This is a genomic window from Methyloversatilis universalis FAM5 (genome assembly GCF_000214035.2).
Classification (GTDB): domain Bacteria; phylum Pseudomonadota; class Gammaproteobacteria; order Burkholderiales; family Rhodocyclaceae; genus Methyloversatilis; species Methyloversatilis universalis.
Genome location: NZ_AFHG01000052.1, coordinates 327,156 through 351,374 on the forward strand (window position 1 = coordinate 327,156; position 24,219 = coordinate 351,374).

At 68.2% G+C, this 24,219-nt stretch carries 23 protein-coding genes; 17 read left to right on the plus strand and 6 right to left on the minus strand.

The annotated features are described in order from the left end of the window. Window positions 1-20: 20 nt before the first annotated feature. The 3 genes from METUNV1_RS12560 (at window position 21) to METUNV1_RS20225 (ending at window position 2,854) form a co-directional block, all read left to right on the plus strand. Window positions 21-1,925 (plus strand): DUF4824 family protein, encoded by a 1,905-nt coding sequence (locus METUNV1_RS12560; RefSeq protein WP_008062288.1) that lies wholly within the window; start codon window positions 21-23, stop codon window positions 1,923-1,925. Then, window positions 1,922-2,152 carry a DUF3565 domain-containing protein gene (locus METUNV1_RS12565; RefSeq protein WP_008062289.1) on the plus strand — a complete coding sequence of 77 codons (231 nt, stop codon included), beginning with the start codon at window positions 1,922-1,924 and terminating at the stop codon, window positions 2,150-2,152. Before METUNV1_RS12560 ends, METUNV1_RS12565 begins: the two co-directional genes overlap by 4 nt. A 69-nt stretch (window positions 2,153-2,221) precedes the next feature. Beyond that, window positions 2,222-2,854: a cold shock and DUF1294 domain-containing protein gene (locus tag METUNV1_RS20225; protein WP_008062290.1), complete on the plus strand. Its 633-nt coding sequence runs from the start codon at window positions 2,222-2,224 to the stop codon at window positions 2,852-2,854. A 162-nt stretch (window positions 2,855-3,016) separates the two neighbouring features. Here the strand turns inward: METUNV1_RS20225 and METUNV1_RS12575 are convergent, their stop codons facing one another. Both METUNV1_RS12575 and apaG read right to left on the minus strand, forming a co-directional pair. Beyond that, window positions 3,017-3,607 (minus strand): class I SAM-dependent methyltransferase, encoded by a 591-nt coding sequence (locus METUNV1_RS12575; RefSeq protein WP_008062291.1) that lies wholly within the window; start codon window positions 3,605-3,607, stop codon window positions 3,017-3,019. Between the two features lie 13 nt (window positions 3,608-3,620). Further along, complete coding sequence (gene apaG / locus METUNV1_RS12580; protein ID WP_008062292.1) at window positions 3,621-4,004, minus strand: Co2+/Mg2+ efflux protein ApaG; 384 nt, start codon at window positions 4,002-4,004, stop codon at window positions 3,621-3,623. A gap of 94 nt (window positions 4,005-4,098) precedes the next feature. On the opposite strand from apaG, the gene rpe reads away from it, so the two are divergent. The 6 genes from rpe (at window position 4,099) to trpC (ending at window position 9,681) form a co-directional block, all read left to right on the plus strand. Continuing rightward, the gene (gene rpe / locus METUNV1_RS12585) at window positions 4,099-4,806 is read left to right on the plus strand and encodes a ribulose-phosphate 3-epimerase (RefSeq protein ID WP_008062298.1); all 708 of its coding nucleotides are present in this window, start codon (window positions 4,099-4,101) and stop codon (window positions 4,804-4,806) included. A gap of 2 nt (window positions 4,807-4,808) precedes the next feature. After that, window positions 4,809-5,489 carry a phosphoglycolate phosphatase gene (locus tag METUNV1_RS12590; RefSeq protein ID WP_008062300.1) on the plus strand — a complete coding sequence of 227 codons (681 nt, stop codon included), beginning with the start codon at window positions 4,809-4,811 and terminating at the stop codon, window positions 5,487-5,489. A 153-nt stretch (window positions 5,490-5,642) separates the two neighbouring features. Further along, window positions 5,643-7,133 (plus strand): anthranilate synthase component I, encoded by a 1,491-nt coding sequence (trpE, locus tag METUNV1_RS12595; RefSeq protein WP_008062309.1) that lies wholly within the window; start codon window positions 5,643-5,645, stop codon window positions 7,131-7,133. Window position 7,134: 1 nt separating this feature from the next. After that, window positions 7,135-7,710, plus strand: coding sequence for an anthranilate synthase component II (locus METUNV1_RS12600; RefSeq protein ID WP_043359810.1), 576 nt, complete (start codon window positions 7,135-7,137; stop codon window positions 7,708-7,710). A gap of 16 nt (window positions 7,711-7,726) precedes the next feature. Then, window positions 7,727-8,761 carry an anthranilate phosphoribosyltransferase gene (gene trpD / locus METUNV1_RS12605; RefSeq protein ID WP_008062311.1) on the plus strand — a complete coding sequence of 345 codons (1,035 nt, stop codon included), beginning with the start codon at window positions 7,727-7,729 and terminating at the stop codon, window positions 8,759-8,761. Window positions 8,762-8,844: 83 nt separating this feature from the next. Further along, window positions 8,845-9,681 (plus strand): indole-3-glycerol phosphate synthase TrpC, encoded by an 837-nt coding sequence (gene trpC, locus METUNV1_RS12610; protein WP_008062312.1) that lies wholly within the window; start codon window positions 8,845-8,847, stop codon window positions 9,679-9,681. Between the two features lie 6 nt (window positions 9,682-9,687). Here trpC and METUNV1_RS12615 read toward each other — a convergent pair whose 3' ends face one another. After that, window positions 9,688-10,290: a Spy/CpxP family protein refolding chaperone gene (locus tag METUNV1_RS12615; protein ID WP_008062313.1), complete on the minus strand. Its 603-nt coding sequence runs from the start codon at window positions 10,288-10,290 to the stop codon at window positions 9,688-9,690. A 381-nt stretch (window positions 10,291-10,671) separates the two neighbouring features. Between METUNV1_RS12615 and METUNV1_RS12620 the strand changes: the two genes are divergently transcribed. After that, complete coding sequence (locus METUNV1_RS12620) at window positions 10,672-12,726, plus strand: HDOD domain-containing protein (protein WP_232416214.1); 2,055 nt, start codon at window positions 10,672-10,674, stop codon at window positions 12,724-12,726. Window positions 12,727-12,738: 12 nt separating this feature from the next. On the opposite strand, the gene METUNV1_RS12625 is transcribed toward METUNV1_RS12620, so the two are convergent. Further along, a complete protein-coding gene (locus METUNV1_RS12625) occupies window positions 12,739-13,356 on the minus strand; it encodes an HNH endonuclease (RefSeq protein WP_008062315.1) in 618 nt (205 codons plus the stop codon). Window positions 13,357-13,469: 113 nt separating this feature from the next. On the opposite strand from METUNV1_RS12625, the gene METUNV1_RS12630 reads away from it, so the two are divergent. Beyond that, complete coding sequence (locus METUNV1_RS12630; protein WP_232416215.1) at window positions 13,470-14,126, plus strand: hypothetical protein; 657 nt, start codon at window positions 13,470-13,472, stop codon at window positions 14,124-14,126. Window positions 14,127-14,151: 25 nt separating this feature from the next. On the opposite strand, the gene METUNV1_RS12635 is transcribed toward METUNV1_RS12630, so the two are convergent. Then, a complete protein-coding gene (locus METUNV1_RS12635; RefSeq protein ID WP_008062317.1) occupies window positions 14,152-14,805 on the minus strand; it encodes a Rieske (2Fe-2S) protein in 654 nt (217 codons plus the stop codon). Window positions 14,806-14,948: 143 nt separating this feature from the next. Here METUNV1_RS12635 and METUNV1_RS12640 point away from each other — a divergent pair, with 143 nt between their 5' ends. Further along, a complete protein-coding gene (locus METUNV1_RS12640) occupies window positions 14,949-17,420 on the plus strand; it encodes an MASE1 domain-containing protein (protein WP_008062319.1) in 2,472 nt (823 codons plus the stop codon). A gap of 40 nt (window positions 17,421-17,460) precedes the next feature. Here the strand turns inward: METUNV1_RS12640 and METUNV1_RS12645 are convergent, their stop codons facing one another. Then, a complete protein-coding gene (locus METUNV1_RS12645; RefSeq protein WP_008062321.1) occupies window positions 17,461-18,000 on the minus strand; it encodes an NUDIX hydrolase in 540 nt (179 codons plus the stop codon). 127 nt (window positions 18,001-18,127) lie between these two features. Between METUNV1_RS12645 and METUNV1_RS12650 the strand changes: the two genes are divergently transcribed. The 5 genes from METUNV1_RS12650 to motA all read left to right on the plus strand — a co-directional run bounded on the left by METUNV1_RS12650 (window position 18,128) and on the right by motA (window position 24,173). Further along, the gene (locus METUNV1_RS12650) at window positions 18,128-20,056 is read left to right on the plus strand and encodes a GGDEF domain-containing response regulator (RefSeq protein ID WP_008062324.1); all 1,929 of its coding nucleotides are present in this window, start codon (window positions 18,128-18,130) and stop codon (window positions 20,054-20,056) included. Window positions 20,057-20,232: 176 nt separating this feature from the next. Then, window positions 20,233-21,927: a putative bifunctional diguanylate cyclase/phosphodiesterase gene (locus METUNV1_RS12655; RefSeq protein ID WP_008062326.1), complete on the plus strand. Its 1,695-nt coding sequence runs from the start codon at window positions 20,233-20,235 to the stop codon at window positions 21,925-21,927. A gap of 232 nt (window positions 21,928-22,159) precedes the next feature. Beyond that, window positions 22,160-22,477, plus strand: coding sequence for a flagellar transcriptional regulator FlhD (gene flhD / locus METUNV1_RS12660; protein WP_008062328.1), 318 nt, complete (start codon window positions 22,160-22,162; stop codon window positions 22,475-22,477). 17 nt (window positions 22,478-22,494) lie between these two features. Continuing rightward, window positions 22,495-23,034, plus strand: a complete 540-nt coding sequence (flhC, locus tag METUNV1_RS12665) for a flagellar transcriptional regulator FlhC (RefSeq protein WP_008062331.1) — start codon at window positions 22,495-22,497, stop codon at window positions 23,032-23,034. A 281-nt stretch (window positions 23,035-23,315) separates the two neighbouring features. Further along, window positions 23,316-24,173, plus strand: coding sequence for a flagellar motor stator protein MotA (motA, locus tag METUNV1_RS12670; RefSeq protein WP_008062333.1), 858 nt, complete (start codon window positions 23,316-23,318; stop codon window positions 24,171-24,173). Window positions 24,174-24,219 lie beyond the last annotated feature (46 nt).

Sequence of the window (24,219 nt, forward strand, 5' to 3'; positions counted from 1 at the left end):
TGACATCCGGAAGCCCTTCGATGAGTGCCGAACTGACGCGCGCCGAAGCGCAGCAGCGCGCCGACGACATCCACGCCTGGCGGCGCGAGCAGATGCGGCTGGCGGCCGAAGGGCTGGGCGGCGCCGACGCGGCGGCGGTGGCCGCGCATCACGAGGCGCTGCTGGCGCAGCTGGCGGCGCGGCCCGACGTCGACACCACGCAGCGCGACCGGCAGCTCACCCTCGGGCTGCGCATCGCCTCCTTTCTCGGCGCGCTCGCGCTGGCGGCGAGCGTGTTCTTCCTGTTCCGCCAGTTCTGGCCGCAGCTGTCCGAAGCGCTGCAGGTGGCCGTGTTGGCCGCCTCGTCGCTCGCCACGCTGGGCCTCACCGCCTGGCTGCATCGCCGCGACAGCGCCGGTTACTTCACCAAGCTGGCCGCGCTGGTGGCCTTCGTCTGCTTCGTGCTGAACCTCAGCCTGCTCGGCGCCAGCTTCAACATCACGCCGTCGGACAAGGCGCTGCTGCCGTGGGCGGCATTCGCGCTGTTGCTGGCCTACACCTGCGAACTGCGCCTGCTGCTGGTGGCCGGCCTGATCTGCATCGCCGCCTTCATTGCGGCGCGGGTCGGCACCTGGAGCGGCCTGTACTGGCTGGATCTGGGCGAGCGCCCGGAGCATTTCCTGCCGGCCGCGCTGGCCATGTTCTGTGTGCCCTTCTTCGTCGATCACCGTCGTCATCCGGGTTTCGACGCCACCTGGCGCGTCGTGGCGCTGCTGGCGCTCTTCCTGCCCATGCTGGTGCTGGCGAACTGGGGGCGGGCGAGCTATCTGCCGCTTCCGGCCAGCGCGGTCGAAGGTGTCTATCAGATCGCCGGCTTCGTGGCCGGCGGTCTGCTGGCCTGGCTGGGCACCCGCCGCGGCTGGCCCGAGGTGAGCCATACCGCGGTCACCTTCTTCGTCATCTTCCTCTACACCAAGCTGTTCGACTGGTGGTGGCAGCTGATGCCTAAGTTCCTGTTTTTCCTGCTGCTCGGCCTGGTCGCGCTGCTGGTCATTTTCGTGCTGAAGCGGCTGCGCGCGGCCGGCGTGGGCATGCAGGCGCCGGTGAGCGATCGCCGTGCGACGCCCGCGCCCGACCCGGCACGACCGCACCGGCTGCAGCGCAGGCTGGTCATGGGCGGTGTCGCGCTCATCGTCGCGGTGAATGCGGTCGTGCTGGCGGGGGTGGCGTGGAACCGCTCGGGCGAGCCGACCAGCCGGCTCACGCTCAGCCAGCGCGAACTGCGGCTGCCCTATGCCTTCGAGGTGGACGGCGAACGCGGCGGCCTCTCGCTGGCGCTGAACTGGCGGGTGAGCCACCGCGCCGAACAGTTCTATGGCGGTGCCGAGTGGCTGGACGAGGCCAAGCTGCGCAATCTGGGCTTCGACCTGTCGCGCGGTGCCGAGGCCCTGTATCCGGAGCGCGAGGTGTTCGTCGTGCTGGAGCTGGCGGGGCCGACATGGGCGCGTGAAGTGGCGCGGGCGCAGGCGCGGGTCGACGAGGTGCTGGCGCGCGACGGGCAGCGCGAACAGGACGCGCGTGACCTGAAGTCGGCGCAGGAGGGGCTGGCGTTCGAGCGCGCGCGTGCGTCCAGGCTGTTCGCTGTCGACGCGGGGCGCGATGCCACGGCGCTGAGGCAGCGCTATCCGGAGGTGCAGCGTTACGCCATCGTGCAGGGCCGGGTGCGGCCCTGGGTCAACCGCCTGCCGGAGCGCACGGTCATGTCCGGCACGCTGAGCGCGCTTGCGGTGGGCGACATTTCGGTGCCGCATGCGCTGCGCGGCGGTTTCGACGGTCTGGACCGCGCGAAGCTGGAGAGCGGTGACGCATCGTTCGAAGCCGAGGTGGCGTGGGGACGCCGCTTCGAGCCGTGGCTGGGCGCGGTGCGCGCGCAGCCGGCGCCGTGAAGCAGCCGATCACCGGCTATCTGACCGACGAGGAGGGCCACTGGGTGGCCCGGCTGGCCTGCGGCCACCGGCAGCACGTGCGCCATCTGCCGCCCTTCATCAACCGGCCCTGGGTGACCAGCGAAGCAGGGCGCGCCGCCCATCTCGGCGCGCTGCTCGACTGCCCGCGCTGCGACGCCTTCGAGTGGCCGGACCACATCGTCGAACAGGCCGGGCGCCGGCGGTGATATCGTCCGCGGCCTGATTTTCTGCCGACACCGGCAGGGCAATTCCGGCAGTTCATTCGGAGGACAGGCATGCGCAAGGACGGACGGCTGCGTTCGTGGAAGGACGACAAGGGATTCGGCTTCATCACGCCGGATGAGGGCGGCGAGGACGTGTTCGTGCATGTCAGCGCCTTCGACGTCGAAGGCCGGCGGCCGGCCGAGGGCGACCGGGTGTCCTTTGAGCCGGGCCGCGACCGCAAGGGCCGGCCCTGCGCGCAGCGGGTGACGCTGGCCGGTGCGGCACTGAAAACCGGTCGCGTGGAGGTTCGTGAGGCGCCGGCCGCGGCGCAGTGGGGCGGCGCCACGCTGTTCCTGATTCCGGTCTTCCTGCTGCTGATGGTGGTCGTGAGCGTGCTGTGGCAGGCGCCGCACGGCTGGTTCCTGCTCTATCTGACGGTGAGCCTGGTCACCTTCGCGCTGTACGCGATCGACAAGCAGCAGGCGCAGACCGGTGCCATGCGCGTGCCCGAACCGCGGCTGCATCTGATGGCGGTGGTCGGTGGCTGGCCGGGCGCGCTGCTGGCGCAGCAGTTCCTGCGCCACAAGTCGGTGAAGGCCTCCTTCCGCCGCGTGTTCTGGGTCACCGTGGTGCTGAACGTCGTGCTGTTCCTGGTGCTCACCAGCCCGGTCGGCCGGCCGTGGGTGGCGCGGCTGGTCGGCTGAGCGGCTGTCCGCTGACGGTGATGCCGCGGGTGCGGCATGTTCCGAGGCAGTGCGGGGTCACTGCCGCATCGCGGCGAGGGCGCCGCTCCCACGGGAATCTGTGCCGGGCGCTGCCAGTACTTGTGGGAGCGGCGCCCTCGCCGCGCTTGCTGCCTTGCCGGCTCAGGTCCGCAGCAGCCGGATCTGCCTGAACCAGCCGCCGAAAGCCGCGGCTTGGTCGCTCACCACCGCGAACGGCAGGCTGGCCGCCGCCTCCTCGAACACCACGTCGAGCCGGGTGGCGATGCGCCCGGCCAGTGGCGACAGCAGCCGGCGCAGTGGGGCAGGGCGGTTGCGCGACAGGAATTTGTCCAGCACCAGCGCGGCGCCGCCCGGACGCAGCACCCGGGCCGCTTCGCGCAGGCAGGCGGCACCGTCCGGCACCACGGCGACGATGAGGTGCAGCACTACGCAGTCGAAGGAGGCGTCGGCGAAAGGCAGGCGCATGGCGTCGCCGCGCACCGCCGTGTAGTCCAGGCCGGAGGCGCGCGGCAGGCTGCGCGCCAGCATGGCGGCATTGAAATCGAGGCCGGTGTAGCGGTGATCGGGCGGCAGGAAGGGCAGGTCGAGGCCGGTGCCGACGCCGGTCAGCAGCACGTCGGCCGGCGTGCGCGGCAGGTGGGCGAGGCTGTCACGCCGCGCTCCGCGCGAGGCGGCCGCGACCACCGTGTCGTACAGCGGGGCGAGCCGTGTGTAGGAGGATGCGAGCGACATGTCGCCCGCGTGCTCAGTGCAGCACGCGCGGCATGGCCAGCGTGAATTCGGGAATGTCCGCCTCGAACTGGGTGCCGTCCTCGGCCACCATCTGGTAGCTGCCGCGCATGGTGCCGACCGGCGTGTTCAGTGCGCAGCCGCTGGTGTATTCGAAGCGCTCGCCGGTCTTCAGCAGCGGCTGCTGGCCGACCACGCCGAGGCCGCGCACCTGCTGTTCGGCGTTCTGCGCGTCGCGGATGATCCAGTGCCGGCTAATCAGCTGCGCCGGCACGCTGCCGGTGTTGACGATGGTGACCGTATAGGCGAACACGAAACGGCTGTCCTCCGGGGCGGACTGGTCTTCGACGTAGCGCGCCTGCACGCTCACCGTCACTTCGTATTTTTTCGATTCGGCCATGACCGCTATTTAACCGAACTGCGGTGACGCGGCAAGCGGCGGACGCCGTCCGGCCACCGGTACAATCGCGGCTTCGAGAATACGGAGCCGTACCGTGAGCACCACCAATCTGGATTACCTGATCGCCCCCAGCATCCTGTCGGCCGACTTCGCCGCACTCGGACAGGAGGTGCGCAACGTGATCGCCTCCGGCGCCGACTGGATCCATTTCGACGTGATGGACAACCATTACGTGCCCAACCTGACCATCGGCCCGCTGGTGTGCCAGGCGCTGCGTCCGCACACCGACGCGGTGATCGACGTGCACCTGATGGTGAAGCCGGTGGACCGCATCATTCCGGACTTCGCCAAGGCCGGCGCCAACGTGATCACCTTCCACCCGGAAGCGTCGGAGCACATCGACCGCACGCTGTCGCTGATCCGCGACCATGGCTGCCAGGCCGGTCTGGTGTTCAATCCGGCCACGCCGCTGCACTACCTCGATCACGTGATGGACCGCCTCGACGTGGTGCTGCTGATGTCGGTGAACCCGGGCTTCGGCGGGCAGAGCTTCATTCCGTCCTCGCTCGACAAGCTGCGCGCGGTGCGCGCCCGGCTGGACGAATACGTGGCGCGCACCGGCCGCCACATCCGGCTGGAAATCGACGGCGGCGTGAAGATCGACAACATCGCCGAAATCGCCCGCGCCGGCGCCGACACCTTCGTCGCCGGTTCGGCGGTGTTCGGTGCCGGCAAGGACAGCGACCCGCACCGTTACGACAGCGTGATCGCCGCGCTGCGCACCCAGCTGGAAGCGGTCTGAGCATGACGCAGCGCTTCACGGTCGCGGCCATCAGCTTCGACCTCGACGGCACGCTGCTGGACACCGTGCCAGACCTGGCTGCCGCCGCGCAGGACATGGCGGCCGAACTGGGCATGCCGCCACGCAGCGACGACGAGGTGCGGGTATTCGTCGGCCGCGGCATTCCCAATCTGGTCGAGCGCTGCCTCGGCGGGCGGGCGCAGAACGCCGCGCTGCTGCAGCAGGCGATCGCGGTGTTCAAGCGCTGCTACCGGGCGCGCAACGGCGAGCGCGCGGCCCCGTATCCGGGCGCGCACGACACGCTGTCAGCGCTTCGCGCGGCCGGCTTCCGCCTCGCCTGCGTCACCAACAAGGCGGCCGACTTCACGCTGCCGCTGCTGGAACAGATGGACATGCGCCATCACTTCGCCAGCGTGGTGAGCGGCGACACCCTGCCGCAGAAGAAGCCGGACCCGGCGCCGCTGCTGCACGCCGCGCGCGAACTGGGCGTGCAGCCATCCGCATTGCTGCACGTGGGCGACTCGTACAACGACATCGACTGCGCCCGCAATGCCGGCGTGCCGGTGCTGGGCGTGCCCTGGGGCTACAGCGAAGGGCGCGTGCTGGACGCAAAAGATTGCGATGGGCTACTATCGTCGCTCCCCGACCTGCTCGAACGGGTCGCACTTCCGACCGACATCTGAATGGACAGCCTGACTTCCAAGGAGACACCCGCCCGCAGCCGCGCCCGCGCGCCCCTGCACGGGTACCTGTGGCGCGGCGCCTGAGCCTGCTCCCGGTCAGGCGTGCGCGGTAGATCCGCGGCGCCCGTTCAATCCCCGCTCTCCGGTCTGTCCATGAATCAAGATCAATTCGAGGCGCTCGCACGCGCCGGCTACAACCGCATTCCGGTGTCGCGTCAGGCACTGGCCGATCTCGACACCCCGCTGTCCGCCTATCTGAAGCTGGCCGACGCGCCGTATTCCTACCTGCTGGAATCGGTGCAGGGCGGCGAACGCTGGGGCCGTTACTCCATCCTCGGCCTGCCGGCGCAGACCCGCATCGTCGTGCGCCGCGAGCGCATCGAGGTGCTGCGCGACGACGCAGTGATCGAAACCGCGGAAAGCAGCGATCCGCTGGCCTTCGTGCAGGCCTTCCTCGGCCGTTACCGCGTGCCCGACCTGCCGGGCCTGCCGCGTTTTTCCGGCGGGCTGGTCGGCTATTTCGGTTACGACGTGGTGCGCTACGTGGAACGCCGCCTGGCTGCGGGCTGGAACAAGGCCGACCCGCTGGGCGTGCCGGACATTCATCTGCTGCTGTCGGACGAACTGGCGGTGTTCGACAATCTGTCGGGCCGGCTCACCTTCATCGTCTATGCCGATCCGGCCCAGCCGGGCGCGCTGCAGGCGGCCGAGGCGCGGCTGGACGCGCTGAGCGCGCAGCTGAAGGCGCCGCTCGAGGCGCCGGACACGCCACGCGGCCCGTCGGTGCCGGCGGAATCCGGTTTCGGCCACGACGCCTACTGCGCCGCGGTCGAGAAGGCCAAGACCTACATTTTCGACGGCGACATCATGCAGGTGGTGCCGTCACAGCGCATGAGCAAGCCGCTGGCGACCACGCCGATGGCGGTGTACCGCGCGCTGCGTGCGCTGAACCCGTCGCCCTACATGTACTTCTTCAATCTCGGCGACACCCACATCGTCGGCGCCAGCCCGGAAATCCTGGCCCGCCTCGAAGGCGACAAGGTGACGGTGCGGCCGATCGCCGGCACCCGCAAGCGCGGTGCCAATGCCGAAGAAGACCGTGCGCTGGCCGAAGACCTGCTGTCGGACGAGAAGGAACGCGCCGAGCACATCATGCTGGTCGATCTGGGCCGCAACGATCTGGGCCGGGTCGCCACCATCGGTTCGGTCGAAGTGACCGACCGCATGGTGGTCGAGAAGTACTCGCACGTGATGCACATCGTGAGCAACGTCGAAGGCGTGCTCAAGCCGGGTCTGACCGCGATGGACGTGCTGCGTGCCACCTTCCCGGCCGGCACCGTCAGCGGTGCGCCCAAGGTGCGCGCGATGGAAATCATCGACGAGCTGGAACCGGTCAAGCGCGGCATCTACTCCGGCGCGGTCGGCTACCTCGGTTTCAACGGCGGCATGGATGTCGCGATCGCGCTGCGCACCGCGGTAATCAAGGACGGCCTGCTGCACGCACAGGCCGGCGGCGGCGTGGTGATGGATTCGACGCCCGAAGGCGAATGGCAGGAAACGCTGAACAAGGCGCGCGCGGTACTGCGCGCCGCGGAACTGGCCGAAGCCGGACTTGAAGCGGGCACTGCAGGGCAGGGGAAATGACATGCTGTTGATGATCGATAATTACGATTCTTTCACCTACAACCTCGTGCAGTACTTCGGCGAGCTGGGTGAGGACGTGCGGGTGTTCCGCAACGACGAAATCACGCTGGACCAGATCGACGCGCTGAAGCCGGACCACATCGTGGTGTCGCCCGGCCCCTGTTCGCCAAACGAGGCCGGCGTGTCGGTGCCGCTGATCAAGAGCTTCGCCGGCAAGTACCCCATCCTCGGCGTCTGCCTGGGCCACCAGAGCATCGGCGCGGCCTTCGGCGGCGACGTGGTGCATGCCAAGGTGGTGATGCACGGCAAGACCGCGGCCATCCACCATGCCGACAAGGGCATGTTCCGTGGTCTGCCGAATCCGTTCACTGCCATCCGCTACCACTCGCTGGCAGTGTCGCGCGACACGCTGCCGGACTGTCTGGAAGTGACCGCGTGGACCGACGATGGCGAAATCATGGGCCTGCGGCACAGGACGCTGGCCATCGAAGGGGTGCAGTTCCATCCGGAATCCATCCTGACCGAGCACGGCCACCAGATGCTGAAGAACTTCCTGGACGAGTTCCGCAAGCCTTGAGCGAGGAGGGCAGGCGATGACCAGCTTCACCCCGAAACAGGCGCTCGAGCGCGTGATCGAGCATCGCGAAATCTTCCGCGATGAAATGACCGCGCTGATGCGCCAGATCATGACCGGCGAGGTGTCGGCACCGCTGATCGCCGCCATCCTGATCGGCCTGCGGGTCAAGAAGGAAACCGTAGGCGAGATCGCCGCCGCCGCCATGGTGATGCGCGAGCTGTCGATGAAGGTGCCGGTGGATAACACCGCCACCCTGGTCGATACCTGCGGCACCGGCGGTGACGGCGCCCACACCTTCAACATTTCCACCGCGTCGATGTTCGTCGCTGCGGCGGCCGGCGCGCGCGTCGCCAAGCACGGCGGGCGCGCCAGTTCGTCGCAGAGCGGTTCTGCCGACGTGCTGGAGGCGCTGGGCGTCACGCTGAACCTGACGCCGCCCCAGGTCGCGCAGTGCATCGAACAGGTGGGTGTGGGCTTCATGTTCGCGCCCAACCACCACAGCGCGATGAAGCACGCCGCGCCGGTGCGCCGCGAACTGGGCGTGCGCACCATGTTCAACATTCTCGGTCCGCTGACCAATCCGGCCGGTGCCGCCAACCAGGTCATGGGCGTGTTTCACGCCGATCTGGTGGGCATCCTGGCGCGCGTACTGAAGGAACTGGGTTCGCGCAACGTGATGGTGGTGCATGGCCGCGACGGGCTGGACGAGCTGTCGATCAGCGGCGACACCTTCGTCGGCGAACTGCGCGACGGCGAGGTGAAGGAATACACCGTGCACCCCTCCGACTTCGGTCTGGCGGTGCATGCGCTGGACACGCTGCGCGTGGCCGACGTGCAGGCCTCGCGCGACATGCTGCTGGCCGCGCTCGACGGCAGCCATCCGCCGGCGCGCGATGTGGTGCTGCTCAATGCCGGCGCCAGCCTTTACGTGTCCGGCGTGGCCGACAGCCTGCGCGACGGCGTGGAGCGGGCGCGCGAAGCGATCGAATCCGGCGCCGCGCGGCAGCGGCTCGACAAGCTGGTCGAGCTGTCGCGTTCGTTCGCCGGCTGAATTCCGCAGGCGCCCCGGCCGTACGCGGCAGGGCCCGGCCGCCCGGGCGGTCGCCTGCAGCTCACATTTGAAGGGGCAGAACGATGTCCGACATCCTGCAGAAAATTCTCGCCACCAAGCGCGAGGAAATCGCCGCCGGCCGTGCGGTCGAGGCTATCGACGCACTCCATGCGCGGGCCGCGGCGCAGACGCCGACCCGCGATTTCGTCGCCGCGCTGAAAACCCGCGTGGCCGCGAAGCAGCCGGCGGTGATTGCCGAAGTGAAGAAGGCCAGTCCGTCCAAGGGCGTGCTGCGCGCCGATTTCCGTCCGGCCGATATCGCGCGCTCCTACGAAGCCGGCGGCGCCGCCTGCCTGTCGGTGCTGACCGATCGCCAGTACTTCCAGGGCGGGGCGGATTATCTGGTCGAGGCGCGCGCCGCCTGCGGGCTGCCGGTGCTGCGCAAGGATTTCATCATCGACCCATATCAGGTGGTCGAGGCGCGGGCGATGGGCGCGGACTGCATCCTGCTCATCGTCGCTGCCTTCCTGCCGCCGTCCGGCGAGGCCGACGCCGCGCAACGGGCGCAGGCGGTGGCCGACATGCGCGCGCTGGAGTCGCTGGCCAAGGGCCTGGGCATGGCGGTGCTGGTGGAAAGCCACGACGCTGGCGAGCTCGATCTCGCGCTGCAGCTCGACACCCCGCTGATGGGTATCAACAACCGCAGCCTGCGCACGTTCGAGGTGTCGCTGGACTTCACGCTGTCCCAGCTTGAGCGCATCCCGGCGGACCGGGTGGTGATCACCGAGAGCGGCATCCTGGCGCCTGAGCACGTCGCCACCATGCGGGCGCGCGACGTGCATGCCTTCCTGGTCGGCGAAGCCTTCATGCGCGCCGCCGACCCGGGCGCCGAACTGGCCCGGCTGTTCGGCACCCGCTGACCCGCCTCAGCCGCGCGGCGCGTCCGCCGGCTTCGGGCCATCGCCGTGCGGACGGTGGTGTCCACCCTTGCCGTGTCGCGGCCCGTGGCCGCCCATGCCCGCCAGCATCGGCGCGGCGTCCTTGCGCTGCGCCGGCGTCAGCACTTCGGCCAGGTCGGCCAGCGTGCGGGTCATCAGCTTCGATGCCTCGTCCATGTGTGCCAGCCGGGCGGCCCGCTGCTGTTCCAGCGCGTTGCGGTCTATCGTGTCGGCCGACAGCAGCGCCACCGTGCGGCTGCGCTCGTCGGCATGGCCGGCGTGCAGCGTCTTCATCTGGTCCTCGCTGGCGCGCAGGATGTCGCGCGCCCGCGCCTTCTGCTCATCGCTCGCGCCCACCTTGGCGAATACCCGCTCGATGTGACGTTCGAAATGACGGCCGTGGGCCCGGCCCGGCTCGCCGTCCGGCCGCTGTTCGCCGGACATGCCGTGCCGCGCGTGCGGTGCGCCGTCGCCGGCGGAAGGGTGGGCCTGCGCCGGCAGGTTGAGTGCCAGCAGTGCGGACAGTGCGCCGGCGCCTGCCAGGGCGCTGAACCAGCGGCTGCGGGAACGGGGCGTGTCGTGCGTATTCATGATCGTGTTCTCCATCTGCCGGAATGCTCCGGCGGCGAAACCAGCATGTCCGGGCGCTGTAAACCCGGATTGGAATTCGCGTAACGATTTGTAATGGTTGGACGGATTTCCGCGATTTCTGCGCCCGGCTTCGACTTGCTGGCGAAATGGGCGACGTCCGCCTGCAACGACCCTGTGAACCATGCCGCATCCCAGTATTGGCGCGGGTTTCCGTCAAATTGCTGCGGTATGATCAAAGGCATATACCGTCATCAGAACGGCCGATAAACCAAAGAGGTCAGCAGCCGACGCCCATCCGTCCGCTGCAACAAAGAGCGTTCAGCCCGCATGACAGCCCCCGCCGCACGTGCGACCGACTGTGCCATGCCGCCCGGCCTGCCCATGCTTCCGCTCGTCGCGGATGTGGCGCTCGGACGGCGTGCGCTGCCGGCTGCGCTGCGTTCGTTCAATGCGCTGCTGCGGCTGGACCCGCTGCTGGTGCTGCGTCTGCTGCGCGTGGCTGGCCGTATGCCCGACCTGCCGATGGATGGCCCCGGCGCCCGCCTGGACGCGGTGATCGATGCCTGCGGCCGTCCGCTGCTGCAGGCGGCCCTGCTCGATGCCGACGAACGCACCCGCAGCGGGGCGCAGGGCGGTGCCGGCCATCAGTCCTTCTGGATCCATTCCCTGTTCACCGCCGAAATCGCGCGCGAACTGGCACTGCGCACCGGCCGGGCCGACCCGGACGACCTGGCGCTGGCCGGTCTGCTGCTCGACGTCGCACTTCCGCTGCAGGCGATGACGGCCCCGGCGCGCTTCAGCCGTGCGCTCGGCGAGGCCGAACTGGTGTCGCTCGAACTGAACGAGACCGGCCGTCACCATGGCGAAGCCGGTGCCGATCTGCTCACGGAGCCCTGGGCGCTCGAACTGGCCGATGCGCTGCGCTTTTCGCACGCCGACGCCGCACTGTTCGGTAACGAGCCGGACAGCCTCAAGCTTGCGCGCGCGGCGGAAGAACTGGCCGGCGGTGGCCGGGGCGATGCGGCCCAGCAGTCGCTGCTCGCGCAGCGTCTGACCGGCCTGGACGAAGCTGCGGTGGCCGATGCGATGCGCGCCGCGCGCCTGCGTCTGGTCGAGCTGGGGCATCTGCTGGGGCTGCTCCGGGTGGAGCAGGTGAGCGCGCCGGGTCTGCCCTGGTGCCCGATCTTTGATGCGCAGCCCGCGCCGCCGGCCGAGCCGCCGGTCGTGCTCGAGCTGGCGCGCGCCGGTCTGCTGGCGCGGGTGTGCGATCACGAAAGCGAAGGCCCGCTGTGGCGATCGCTCGATCTGGCGTCCGCGCTGCTGTTCGATCTGCCGTCCCCACGCGTGCTGCGGGCCGACCCGCAACAGGGCCGCCGTTTCCGCCCGGGCGATGCGCATCTGCGGCCGATTCCCCAGACGGTGGATTTCGCCGCTTCGGGCATGGAGGCGGTGTGGACCGCGCTGGCGGCCGGTCAGCCGTGGTCGTGTGCGGATGTGCGCGCTGCTTCGGCGCTGCCTGTCGGTCTGCAGCGCCTGCTCCGTCTGTCTCCCGGCGAAGCGGCCTGGCTGCAGCCGCTGGTGAGCGACGCCGGCGTCGAGGCGCTGGCGCTGTACCGGCTGCCGGCGTCCGGGCTGGCGTCGCTGACTGCGCGCGGTGGCGAACTGAATGCGCTGGCCAGCGCGTCGGCAGCTTCGCTGCGCCGTCAGGCGGAGCGCGCGCAGGCGCTGACCGAACTGCGCGACGGCATGGCCGAACAGTACGCGGCGCACGCGCGCCAGCTGCGCGGCGACCTGCATACGCCGCTGGGCCTGCTGCGGCATCAGGTGAAGTCCATGCGGCTCAAGATGGGCGCGGATTCTCTGGTCGATTCCGAACTGACCGTGTTCGGCGACCAGATCGAGCGCATCGAAACCGTGTTGCGTCAGTTCGAAAGCCGTCCGCCCGACGTGTCGGCGGAGGCGCAGCGCATCGATCTGAACCAGCTGATCGAACAGGTGGTGGCGGAGGCGGACGAGCGCCTGTTCCGCAGCCGCTCGATCACCACCGAACTGCATCTGGACAGCGCGCTGCCGCCGCTGCATCTGCCGCTGGCGACGCTGCGCGAACTGCTGCAGACCCTGCTGGCGACCAGCGCCGAGCATGTCGGCACCTCGGGCCGCATCGCGGTCAGCACCGCGGAAGGTGTCAATCTGAACGGTGCGCTGTTCGCGGAGATACGCATCCGCGACTTCGGTCGCGGCATGGACGCGGCGCGGGTGGCGGCGCTGTTCGCCGCCGACGGATCGGCCAGCGGCCGTCCGTCGCTCGCCCAGGCACTGACGCTGGCCCGCACGCTGGGCGGTTCGCTGTCCGGCAAGAGTGCGGTGGGGCAGGGTACGGTGTTCCAGCTGCTGCTGCCGCGCAACATCCGCCGTCCGGGCAGTCTGGCCGGTTGACCGGCCGGGCGCTCAGGCCGCCTTCCAGCGGCTGTTCGCGTTCACGTGCTGGGCCAGGAAATCCATCTGGTCGGCCAGGATGTTGCGGTTGCTCAGGATGAGGTATTCCGCCTTGTTCGGCACATAGGGCGTGTACAGCAGCTGCATGCGCGCCTGTTCCGGCGTGCGGCCGCTCTTGCGCTGGTTGCAGGGGCGGCAGCAGGTGACCACGTTCATCCACAGGTCGCGCCCGCCCTGCGACACCGGCACGATGTGGTCGCGCGTCAGCTTCTGGTAGGAAAACTCGCCGCCGCAGTAGCCGCAGATCGAGCGGTCGCGGTGGAACAGTTCGCGGTTGTTCAGCGGCGGGACCGCGGTCTGCAGTTTGTGCGCGTGACTGCGGCCCTTGATCGCGATGATGCTGTTGGTGCGGATGCAGGACTGTTCGCCGGTCACCCGGTTGATGCCGCCCCGGATCTCGAATTCATGACTGCCGGCCACCCAGGCCACCAGGTCCTTGGAGTGATAGAACACCGCGTGCTGCCAGCTCACCCATCGGTGCGGCACGCCATTGGCGTCCAGGGTCAGGATCCACGGGTGGGTCGACCGGCGCGGTTCGTGAACTATGCTCGGTGAAGGCAGCTCCTGCATGATCGTCCTACGCATCCTCGTTCTGAAATGGGGTCAGGCGAAGTGAAACGTGTGTCGTCACGCATCCGTACCGGCCAGCGGTACAAGGTGCCCGAACACTCTAGCAAAGGAAGATGAATTTGCAACCGCGTCAATCGTTTGCGTGGTGCCGGCCGCTCGCGCTTCCGCTGCTGGCGTCGCTGCTGCTGCACGGTGCGCTGCTGTGGCCCGATCCGCCGCGCAGACCGGGCGAGGCGGCCGGACGGGCGCCGCAGGTGACTGTGCGCCTCGCGGCGGTATCCGCACCGGCCGGGCATGAGACACCGGCGGAGGAAGCGGTGATGACCGTGGCGCGCGCTGCCGGGCCGGCTGCCGTGCGCCCGGCAAAGAAAGCCGTGCCGGCCGGTGTCGACGCGGCGGTGCCCGGCGCGAGCTCAACTGGGGCGACGCCGGCGGCTGCGGAGGGCGCCCCGTCCGAGGGTGCGCTGCGGGCGCTGCGCTATGCGCTGGCGCGCGAACTGGCCGGGGGCGTATGGCCGGAACTGTCCGGTCTGCCGCCGGCCTTCACGGTGGCGGTGCACCTGCGCGCGCGCCGGGTGATCGACGTGACCTTTTCCGGAGCCGGTGCCGCGCCGGCCACCGAAGCGGCGCTGCGGGCGGCTTTCAAGACCGCGGCGCAAAAGGCCGTAATACCGGATTCGCTTCCGGCGGACGGGTTCTCGGTGGAACTCGAACTGGAAGCGGGAGACCCCGAACGGCCCGACCATGACCGCCCGCCCCTGTCCGGATGAACATGCTTCCTGCCCGCTTCCCCGTTCAGCAGCGCACCTGCTGCCGGCAGAACTGATCCATTCCGAGCACCCGGGTCGTCGGGCCGACCGGCCGGGCAGCGCGTTCGCCGCCATGTTCCAGCGCGAGGCGGAATCCGAAGCTTTCGAAGAAGCGGTCGAACTGGTCGCCGCCCAGCGTGCCGACCGCGCTCAGTTCGTCGCGACGGGCGTCATAGTCGAGCAGTATCGTGGCCAGCGGCTGCGGGGCCGGTCCGTCCAGCACCCGGGCGCCCGCCGCCGGATCGAACTGGCTGTGTTCCGAACAGCAGTGGATCACGCGGGCGTGCCGGCTGTGCGGGGTGGCCTGTTCGCGGTAGGCAATGAAGCTGATATCGCGTGTCGGATGGGTCAGCTTGTGCGAGCATATTGCCGAGTAGGCGACGACAGATTGCCGGGGGCCCACGCCACCCGGCCAGTCGTAGCGCTGACCGTCGGCCGTGCGCAGGTCATTGCGGCCCTCAATTTTCCTGCCCAGATCCAGCAGGAAGCAGGGCGTTGCCGGGTAGGGCCAGGGGAATACGTAGTTGCGGCCCACCTGCAGCGTCGATGCTTTCAACGGTCTGCCGTGCTCGTCGGTGAGCACGCTGCGGGGAAAACGCCGTGCCGTACCGGCTTCCGCAGGCCAGTGCAGTCCGGCCATTCCGCATGCGGCACCGCATGCGGCGATGAATCGACGTCGTTCCATCACCACGCTCCACAGGAATGTTTCGTGCGGCAGTCGTTGAAAACTAGAAAGTACCGCTGCCGTAGTCAAGCCGCCGGCCAGCGGGCGGAGTACCGCACATGAGCGCATCGGTGCAGTCGCCGGCCGACCGCCAGCCCTCGGCCGGCGCTCACGGCCTGGCGGTCAATCTGCTGATCGCGGTCGCCTACTGCCTTCTGGCCGCGCTGAGCGTGCGGCTGCGCGACCCCGCATCCGGGCTGATGCCGATGTGGGCGCCGATGGGTCTGGCCACTTTCGCGCTGCTGCGCGGCGGCGTCCGCAACCTGCCGGGCGTGCTGGCCGGGGTGGCCGGTTCCGCGCTGCTGGCCGGGCATGGCGCGGTCGCTACGGTGTTTCATGCCGTCGGGCAGGTCTGCGCGCCGTGGCTGTGCGCCGCGCTGCTGCGGCGCTTTGCCGGGCACAGCGAAGACCTGATCGAACGCACCGATGGTGCGCTCAAGCTGCTGGCCTGCATCTATCTTTCGGCGGTGCCCAGTGCCGCGGCTTCGGTGGCGGGCAGCGCGCTCGGGCAGGGACTGCCGGCGGCGCGCTGGCTGGAACACGGTTCGGCCCTGTGGCTGGCCGACGCGCTGGGCACCCTGGTCAGTCTGCTGCCGCTGCTGGCCTGGTCGTCCCGTCGCCCGTTCGCGCAGATGCGCAAGCGCGCGTTCGAACAGCTGCTGGTGGTCGGCGGTCTGCTCGGATTGCTGGCGGTGAGCTTTTCCGGGGTGACCCTGTTTCCGGATCCGATGCTGCAGCTCTACATGGCGCTGCCGCTGGTGGTGTGGGTGGCGCTGCGTTTCGCGCCCCGGGTCGGCTGGTCGGCCTTCCTGATCGCCTCGCTCACCGCGTTGGCCGGCACCGTGAACGGTACCTCGCCGTTCAGCCCGCATCCGATGCAGGTGCAGCTTCTGGTGCTGCACGGACTGATCATGCTGACCGCCGCGACCGCGCTGTTCATCGGCGCCGCGATGTCGGAAAAGCAGGCGGCGCGGCGCGCGCTGCGCGAGCGCGAATCCCATTTCCGCGCGCTCACGCTGCTCTCCTCCGACTGGCACTGGGAGCTGGATGCCGATCTGCGCTATCACCGGCTGCCGGACGAACTGACCGGCGTGCATTTCGGGGATGCCGAACTCGACGGCTGCGCGCCCTGGGAAATCCCGGGCGAGGAGGCGCTGACCCTGCCCTGGGGCATGCTGCGTCAGACGCTGGAGCAACATGAAGCTTTCCGTGATTTCCTGTCGCGACGGCGCGACGGCCACCGCTGGCGCTATCTGGCGTCGTCCGGCGAACCGGTGTTCGACGCCACTGGCGCTTTCTCCGGCTACCGCGGCGTCAGCCGAGACATTTCCGCCGAAATGCAGGCACGCGAGGCGCTGCGCGAGGAGGAATTCAGGCTGCGTGCGCTGGTCGATGCGCTGCCCGAACTGATCGTGCTGAAGGACCGGCATCTGCGCTGGCGCCTGGCCAACCGGGCGCTGCTCGACACCCGCTGCCTGAAGAAGACCGCCTGGCTGGGGGCGACCAGTGAGGAACTGGCGGCCTACCTGCCTTCGCTGACCGAGGTGCTGCGCAGGCATCACGCCATCGCGGAGGAGGTGGCGCGCACCCGTCGGCCCTACGAGGGTGAGGAGGTGCTCGATCTGGCCGGCAACGATCCGCGCACCTATGAAGTCAGCGTGATTCCGCTCAGCGACGACGACGGCGAATTCACCGGGCTGGTGTCGGTGCGGCGCGACGTGACCGCCCAGCGCGCCGCGATCCGGCTGCAGGCGGAAAAGGTCGACAACGTCCGCCTGCAGAACGACGAACTGGAACGCCGCGTCGGCGAACGTACGGTGGCGCTGGAATCCGCGATCAAGGAACTGGAGGCGTTCAGCTATTCGGTGTCGCACGACCTGCGCGCGCCGCTGCGTGCGCTGGACGGCTTTTCGCGGCTGCTGGTCGAGGACTACGGCGATCTGCTTGACGAACAGGGCCGCGAATACCTGTCGCGCATCCGTCGCAACAGCCAGCGCATGGGCGAACTGATCGACGACCTGCTGGAACTGTCGCGGGTGTCCCGCGCCGAGGTGCGCCGCACGCTGATCAATCTGTCGGATTTCGCCCGCGACATCGCACGCGAACTCGATGCCGAAGCGCCGGAGCGTCGGGTGCAGTGGGTCATTCCGGAAGGGCTGTGGGTCGATGCTGACCCCGGGCTGGCGCGCGTGGTGCTGGAGAACCTGCTGCGCAATGCGTGGAAGTTCACCCGGCTGCAGCCGCAGCCGCGCATCGAACTGGGCCAGGCGCCGGTGGGCGGTCAGGCCGGCTACTGCGTGCGCGACAACGGCGCCGGCTTCGACATGACCTATGTCGGCCGCCTGTTCGCGCCCTTCCAGCGTCTGCACAACAACCGCGAATTCGACGGCGGCGGCATCGGTCTGGCCATCGTGCAGCGCGCGATCCGCCTGCACGGCGGCCAGGTGTCGGCCGAAGGCGTACCGGGGCAGGGCGCCACCTTCAGTTTCAGCTTCGGGCCGTCCGGCAGCGAGGCGGTGACCGGCGGCTGAGCGCGGACCGCGCGGCCGTCCGCGCTCCGGCGGCCCGCACTCAGTTGTCGATCGGCGGCAGGCTCACGTGGTGCACGCCGAAGCGGCCGCTGCGGCGCTCTTCGAAAAAGGCGCGCAGCGTCAGCGACACGCTGCGGAAAGCCAGGTCGTCCCACGGAATGTCGGCCTCTTCGAACAGCCGCACTTCCAGCGATTCGGTGCCCGGCGCGAAATCGAGATCCAGCAGTTCGGCCCTGAACAGCAGATGCAGCTGGTCGATGAAGGGCACGCTGACCAGGGTGTAGGGCTCCAGCACCCGGACCCGCGCGCAGGCTTCCTCAAGGGTTTCGCGCTGTGCGCCCTCGGCCGCGCTTTCCCCGTTCTCCATGAAACCGGCTGGCAGCGTCCAGTAGCCGTACCGCGGTTCGATCGCCCGCCGGCACAGCAGCACCCTGTCCTGCCACACCGGCAGCGTGCCGACGATGATGCGCGGGTTCTGGTAATGAATGCGACCGCATGCGGTGCACACATGACGCGGGCGGTTGTCGCCGTCCGGCACCTTCAGTTCGACCCCGCCTCCACAGTGGGTGCAGTACTTCATCTGTCTGTTTTCCCGCGCATTTCGCTGTCAGACCGGGAGTTTAGCGCCCCGAGGCGGTGGCCGTGCCCTCAAGTACTCCGTCGCCCCGGCCGTAAGCACTCCGTATGCCGGATTCCATTTGCCACGCATGAACGATCTGATCGACACCCGGCGATTCGAGGAAATCAAGGCCGCGGGCGAACTGCCTTCGCCCAAGGGCATTGCCCTCTCGATCGCCCGCATGAGCCAGCGGGGCGATGCTTCGCTGGCGGAACTTGCGCGACTGGTGCAGGGCGATCCGGCCCTGGTCGGCCGTCTGGTGCGGGCAGCGAACGGGTCGCTGGCGTCCGGCGCCCGTCCGGTGGTGGCGCTGCGCGACGCGCTGGCTGTGCTGGGCATGGCGGCCGTGCGCAATCTCGCGCTGGGCTTTTCGCTCATTTCCAGCAGCGGTGAGGGCCTCTGCCGCAGCTTCCCGTACGCGCGTTTCTGGACCGGTTCGGTCATCCGCGCGATCGCGATGCAGAAGATACTGATGCGGCTGCGTACTGCCGGCGTCGAGGAAAGCTTCAGCGTCGGCCTGCTTGCCGGCATCGGCGCGCTCGGGCTGGCCAGCGTGTTTCCGGCCCAGTACTCGCGCGTGCTCGATGAGGCGCGCGGAGATCCGGTGGCGCTGCTCGATCTGGAGCGGCAGGCGTTCGCGATGAGCCATGTCGAACTCAGTGCCGCCATGCTGGCCGACTGGGGCATGCCCCGCTTCTTCGTGGCAGCGGTACTGCGGCACGAGGGGGCGCTGACGCTGCCGGCGGAAGACGGTTCGCGTGAATACGGTCTCACGCTCGCGCTCGGTCTGGCGCGTGCGATCGAGACCGCCTGCATGGCGGACGACGCCGGCCGGAGCGAAGCGGTGGATGCCGCCAAGGCGCTGGCGGCGCGCATGGAGTGGGTGCCGGAGCAGGTGTCGGCCCTGTGCGAAGACGTCGCGGCAGACTGGAAGGACTGGTCGGCCATGCTGCCGGTCGATGCCTATGCCTTGCCGAATCTGTCCATGTCCGCCGAGCCGGAGACGTTGGCGCCGCCACAGCCGCCAGCGGCCTTTCCGTCTGCGGCCAACGACGCGCCGGCCGGAGACGGTCTGCGCGTGCTGGTGGTCGACGACGACGCGGCCACCCGGCTGACGCTTCAGACGCTGCTGGTGCGCGGCGGCTACCGGGTGGCCACCGCCGAGGACGGCGTGCGGGGCATGGAATGCGCACTCGAATTCCAGCCCCACATCATGGTGGTGGACTGGGTGATGCCGCAGATGAACGGTCTGGAACTGGCCCGCACGCTGCGCCAGACCCGGATGGGCCGCTCCATCTACATCATCGTGCTGACCAGTCACGAGGAGGATGCGCGTCTGGTCGAGGCCTTCGAATCCGGTGTAGACGATTACATGGTGAAGCCGCTGCGGCCTCGGGTGCTCGAGGCGCGACTGCGTGCCGCACAGCGACTGGTGCGCATGCAGCGCGAACTGGAAACCGAGCGCGAGGAAATCCGCCGCTACGCGGCCGAACTGGGCGTGAGCAACCGGCGCCTGCAGGAAGTGTCGATGACCGACGCCCTGACCGGCTTTCCGAACCGTCGCTACGCGATGGAGCGCATCGCCCAGGAGTGGGCCATCGCGCAGCGCAGCAACCGCTCGCTGTCCTGCATGCTGATCGACGTGGATCACTTCCGCCAGATCAATGAAACCTACGGCCGCGACGTGGCCGATCAGGTGCTCGAACAGACCGCCCGCGCGATCCGCGCCTGCATGCGTACGCAGGATGTGGTGTGCCGTACCGGTGGCGACGAATTCCTCATCATCTGCCCGGACACCGACCTGCAGCAGGCGCTCGCCTGCGCCCAGCGGGTGGGGGCGGGCGTGGCTGCGGTGCCGGTGCAGGCCGGGCGCCTGCGACTGAAAAGCTCGATCAGCGTCGGCGTGGCCGAACGGCTGCCCGCGATGCCGGACGCCGATGCGCTGCTCACGCTGGCCGATCAGGCGCTGCTGGCCGCGAAGAAGGCCGGGCGCAACTGCGTGCGCACCGCCGGCTGAGCGCTTCTCCCAGCCGCGGCGAACGAGAACTTTGACCGCTGGCGGCAATTTTCGCCGCTCAAGTTTCGGCAGAAACTGCCGTCGATGTTTCCGTTGATCGTGCTCACGACGCGGAACCCGTATTAATGGATCGTCACTCGGACAGGATGGGAGGCTTCAGAACCATCAAGGTGTTGATGGTCGAAGACAATGAAGACGACGTCTTCCTGCTGAACGCTCAGCTGAGCGCGCGCGGCCTCGACACCTACTCGGAACGCGTGGACAGCGCGCACGACCTCGCGCGCGCGCTGGAAGAGCGCGAGTGGGACCTGGTCATCTCCGACCACGCGATGCCGGGCTTCGATTCCGCCTCCGCGCTGGAAGTCGTGCGCCGCAGCGGCCGCGACATCCCCTTCATCATCTATTCCGGAAAGATTTCCGACCACATGGCCTTCTCGGCCATGCGCAACGGCGTGGCCGATTACGTCCAGAAGGGCAATATCGCCCGTCTGGTGCCGGTGATCGAGCGCGAGCTGCGCGGCGTCGAAACCCGTCGCGCGGTACAGACCGCGGACGCCCGCATCCATGCGCTGGCCTTCTTCGACACGCTGTCGGCGCTGCCGAACCAGACCCTGCTGCGGGCGCAGATCGACGACTGGCTCGATTCGGCGCGCCGCAGCGCCGAAGCACGCCACGCCACGTTGCTGGTGGTGGATATCGACCGCTTCCTGCGCATCAACACCAGCTTCGGTTACGAAGCCGGCAATGCGGTGCTGCGCGAGGCGGTGCGCCGGCTGATCGACCGTGCCGGCGATGGCGCCATGATCGCCCGCCTGAGCGGCGACCGCTTCTGCGTGTTCGCGCCGGCGTGCACCACCCGTGCGCTCGCATCCGGCCTCGCCCAGCGTCTGATGGATGCCTTCGCCACGCCCATCATCAAGGACGGCCTCGAACTGTTCCTGACCGCCTCGGTCGGGGTCGCGATGACGCCGGACGACGGCGACGACGCGCAGTCGCTGATCATGAATGCCGAAGCCGCGATGGCCAGCGCCAAGCGGTCCGGCGGCAACGGTCTCAGCTTCTACGCGCGGGAGATGAGCGCCAGTTCGGCCGAGAAGCTGGTGCTGGAAACGCATCTGCGGCACGCGGTGCAGCGCGGCGAACTGTTCCTGAACTACCAGCCCATCCTGAACGGCCAGACCGGACGTCCGTCCGGCGTCGAGGCGCTGCTGCGCTGGAAGCATCCGCAGCGCGGCGTGGTCGCGCCCGACCGCTTCATCCCGCTGGCCGACGAATCCGGCCTCATCGTCGAGATCGGTGCCTGGGTCATGCGCGAAGCCTGCACCCAGGGCAAGCGCTGGCACCGTCAGGGCATGGACGACCTGTCGGTATCGGTCAATGTGTCGGCGGTGCAGTTCGCCCAGCCCCGTCTGCTCGAAACCGTGCGCACCACGCTGGAGGACACCGGATTCCCGCCGGAAAAGCTGGTGCTGGAAATCACCGAATCGGTGCTGATGAAGGACGCCGAAACGACCATAGGCATGCTGAAGGCGCTCAAGAACATGGGCGTGCGCATTTCGATGGACGACTTCGGCACCGGCTATTCGTCGCTGTCCTACCTCAAGCGCTTCCCGATCGACATCGTGAAGATCGACAAGTCCTTTGTCCGTGACATCAACGAGGACGAGGACGACGCGGCCATCATCCGCGTCATCATCGCGCTGGCGCGCAGCCTGCGGCTGACCACGGTGGCCGAAGGCGTGGAGACGCCGGAGCAGTACGGCTTCCTGCGGCGCGAGCAGTGCGACCGCTTCCAGGGTTACCTGTTTTCCCGTCCGGTCGATGCGGATCTGCTGGAACAGCGCATCCGCGCGGGCGGTTTCGACGTATGAAAAAAGTCCTCAAGTCCGCTCCCGCCCTGCCGTAAGCACTGTCAGACGCGCTCGTCCGGGCGCGTTACACCCCCGTACGTCCGCGCGATGTAGGAATTATTCCTACAGGCGGGCGTTCGTCCGTTCGTACAGCAAGTTTCGCCGCTCCCCGATTGGGCAGCGTCGCCCTCGTGGGCAGAATGCGAGTCGTCCACAGGCGCCTGGGTGCCTGGAAAAACGGAGGGATCGCTGCATGAAAACCGCTGGCCTGCTCAACGAAATCCGCGAACTGAATCTCGCCTATCTGATGCTCGCGCAGCAGATGATCCGCGAGGACCGCGATGCAGCGATGTTCCGTCTCGGCGTCAGCGAAGAAGTGGCTGACATGATCGAATCGCTGTCGCCCGCCCAGGTGCTTAAGATGGCCAGCGCGAACATGATGCTGTGCCGCCTGCGCTTCGACGACCGCGTGCTGCTTGGCCTGCTGTCCAGCCACGGCCGCGAGGCCTCGACCTCCCACCTGCACGCGACCATACTGGCCTGCGCGCAGCCGCTTGAAGCCGTGTCCTGATCCGGCGGAGTCTGGCCATGAAAAACAAGAGCATCGTGTCGGAAGGCCGCGAAATCGCGCTGGCCGTCAGCCTGATCGAACTGGGCGCACGCCTGCAGCTGCTGGAGGCGGAAACCAACCTGTCGCGCGAGCGCCTGCTCAAGCTGTACAAGGAAGTGAAGGGTGTGTCGCCGCCCAAGGGCATGCTGCCCTTCTCGACCGACTGGTTCATGACCTGGCAGCCCAATATTCATGCTTCGCTGTTCATGGCCTTCTTCTCCTTCTTCAAGCAGAACTCGAAGCTGACCCAGCTCGACTGCATCGTGAAGGCCTTCAAGCTGTACCAGGAGCACGTGCAGACGCACGGCATGGAAGAGGTGCTGAGCCTGACCCGCGCCTGGACCCTGGTGCGCTTCTTCGACGCCAAACTGCTGCAGCACACCGGCTGCACCTGCTGCGGCGGCCGCTTCGTCGCCCATGCCTACGATCCGAAGGCCAGCTATGTATGCGGCCTGTGCCACATCCCGGCCCGCGCCGGCAAGACGCGGCGTGCCCGCGAGGCGCTGATCGCCGCCTGACCCTCATTCCTGTCTGACCTCCTCCTTGCGCAAGCAAGGAGCTCGCCGCTGCGGGGTAACCCGCAGCGGCTTTTTTTTGTGCCGGAGAAAAGCGGGACAGGGGCCTCATTTCCTGCGTTGCAGGACGGTCAAGTTTCGTGTCGTGGTGCCGTTAGACCATCAGGCAGGCGGTGCCGGCAGGCAGATGTCCCCGGGATGGAACCGGGCCGCGGCGCGCGATTGCCGTGCAGGCCGTGCCGCCTGCAGGTAACCGGAACATCCGTCATACACAGGAAAAGTCCATGTTTCTGATCATCGGCTACGTGATCATCCTTGCCGCTTCGGTGGGCACCTACGCCATCCACGGCAGCCTGGCGGCACTGTGGGTGCCGACCGAATACGTCGCGATCTTCGGCCTCATGCTGGGTGGCTTTGTCGCCGGCAATGGCATGCCGGCGATCAAGGCGACGGTGGCGGCGCTGCCCTCGGTGTTCAAGGGCTCCGGCTACAGCAAGGCCTTCTACATGGACGTGCTGGCCATGCTGTACGAAATCCTGGCCAAGGTGCGCAAGGAAGGCCTGATGTCGATCGAAGCCGATGTCGAGAACCCGGAATCGAGCCCGATCTTTTCCAAGTACCCGAATTTCCTCGCCGACCATCACGCGGTCGATTTCCTGACCGATTACCTGCGCATGATGGTGGGCGGCAATCTCAATGCCTTCGAGATCGCCGACCTGATGGACGCCGAAATCGAAACCCACCACGCGGAACAGCATGTGGCGGTGCACTGCGTGTCCAAGATGGCGGACGGCGTGCCGGCCTTCGGTATTGTGGTGGCGGTGATGGGGGTGGTGAACGTGATGGGTTCGGTCGGCCAGCCGCCGGCGGTGCTCGGCAAGATGATCGGCGGTGCGCTGGTCGGTACCTTCCTCGGCATTCTGCTGTCCTACGGTTTCGTTGCGCCGATCGCCTCCCAGCTCGAACAGAAGATGGAAGAGGGCGGCAAGATCTACGAATGCATGAAGGTCGTACTGCTGGCCAGCATGAACGGCTATGCCCCTCAGGTGGCGATCGAGTTCGGCCGCAAGGTGCTGTACTCGCCGGACCGCCCCAGCTTCAAGGAGCTGGAAGAGGAAGTGAAGAACCGCAAGGGCAAGTGATCGCGCTCGTCGCGCAGGCACTGACACAGGCATCCGGCAACTGAAT

Excerpts from the sequence above, each read along its gene's own strand:
- METUNV1_RS12560 (WP_008062288.1), top strand. The coding sequence starts at position 21 with ATGAGTGCCGAACTGACGCGCGCCGAAGCGCAGCAGCGCGCCGACGAC.
- METUNV1_RS20225 (WP_008062290.1), top strand. The coding sequence starts at position 2,222 with ATGCGCAAGGACGGACGGCTGCGTTCGTGGAAGGACGACAAGGGATTC.
- METUNV1_RS12575 (WP_008062291.1), bottom strand. The coding sequence starts at position 3,607 with ATGTCGCTCGCATCCTCCTACACACGGCTCGCCCCGCTGTACGACACG.
- apaG (WP_008062292.1), bottom strand. The coding sequence starts at position 4,004 with ATGGCCGAATCGAAAAAATACGAAGTGACGGTGAGCGTGCAGGCGCGC.
- METUNV1_RS12590 (WP_008062300.1), top strand. The coding sequence starts at position 4,809 with ATGACGCAGCGCTTCACGGTCGCGGCCATCAGCTTCGACCTCGACGGC.
- trpE (WP_008062309.1), top strand. The coding sequence starts at position 5,643 with ATGAATCAAGATCAATTCGAGGCGCTCGCACGCGCCGGCTACAACCGC.
- METUNV1_RS12600 (WP_043359810.1), top strand. The coding sequence starts at position 7,135 with ATGCTGTTGATGATCGATAATTACGATTCTTTCACCTACAACCTCGTG.
- trpD (WP_008062311.1), top strand. The coding sequence starts at position 7,727 with ATGACCAGCTTCACCCCGAAACAGGCGCTCGAGCGCGTGATCGAGCAT.
- trpC (WP_008062312.1), top strand. The coding sequence starts at position 8,845 with ATGTCCGACATCCTGCAGAAAATTCTCGCCACCAAGCGCGAGGAAATC.
- METUNV1_RS12615 (WP_008062313.1), bottom strand. The coding sequence starts at position 10,290 with ATGAATACGCACGACACGCCCCGTTCCCGCAGCCGCTGGTTCAGCGCC.
- METUNV1_RS12620 (WP_232416214.1), top strand. The coding sequence starts at position 10,672 with ATGCTTCCGCTCGTCGCGGATGTGGCGCTCGGACGGCGTGCGCTGCCG.
- METUNV1_RS12625 (WP_008062315.1), bottom strand. The coding sequence starts at position 13,356 with ATGCAGGAGCTGCCTTCACCGAGCATAGTTCACGAACCGCGCCGGTCG.
- METUNV1_RS12630 (WP_232416215.1), top strand. The coding sequence starts at position 13,470 with ATGAATTTGCAACCGCGTCAATCGTTTGCGTGGTGCCGGCCGCTCGCG.
- METUNV1_RS12635 (WP_008062317.1), bottom strand. The coding sequence starts at position 14,805 with ATGGCCGGACTGCACTGGCCTGCGGAAGCCGGTACGGCACGGCGTTTT.
- METUNV1_RS12640 (WP_008062319.1), top strand. The coding sequence starts at position 14,949 with ATGAGCGCATCGGTGCAGTCGCCGGCCGACCGCCAGCCCTCGGCCGGC.
- METUNV1_RS12645 (WP_008062321.1), bottom strand. The coding sequence starts at position 18,000 with ATGAAGTACTGCACCCACTGTGGAGGCGGGGTCGAACTGAAGGTGCCG.
- METUNV1_RS12650 (WP_008062324.1), top strand. The coding sequence starts at position 18,128 with ATGAACGATCTGATCGACACCCGGCGATTCGAGGAAATCAAGGCCGCG.
- METUNV1_RS12655 (WP_008062326.1), top strand. The coding sequence starts at position 20,233 with ATGGTCGAAGACAATGAAGACGACGTCTTCCTGCTGAACGCTCAGCTG.
- flhD (WP_008062328.1), top strand. The coding sequence starts at position 22,160 with ATGAAAACCGCTGGCCTGCTCAACGAAATCCGCGAACTGAATCTCGCC.
- flhC (WP_008062331.1), top strand. The coding sequence starts at position 22,495 with ATGAAAAACAAGAGCATCGTGTCGGAAGGCCGCGAAATCGCGCTGGCC.
- motA (WP_008062333.1), top strand. The coding sequence starts at position 23,316 with ATGTTTCTGATCATCGGCTACGTGATCATCCTTGCCGCTTCGGTGGGC.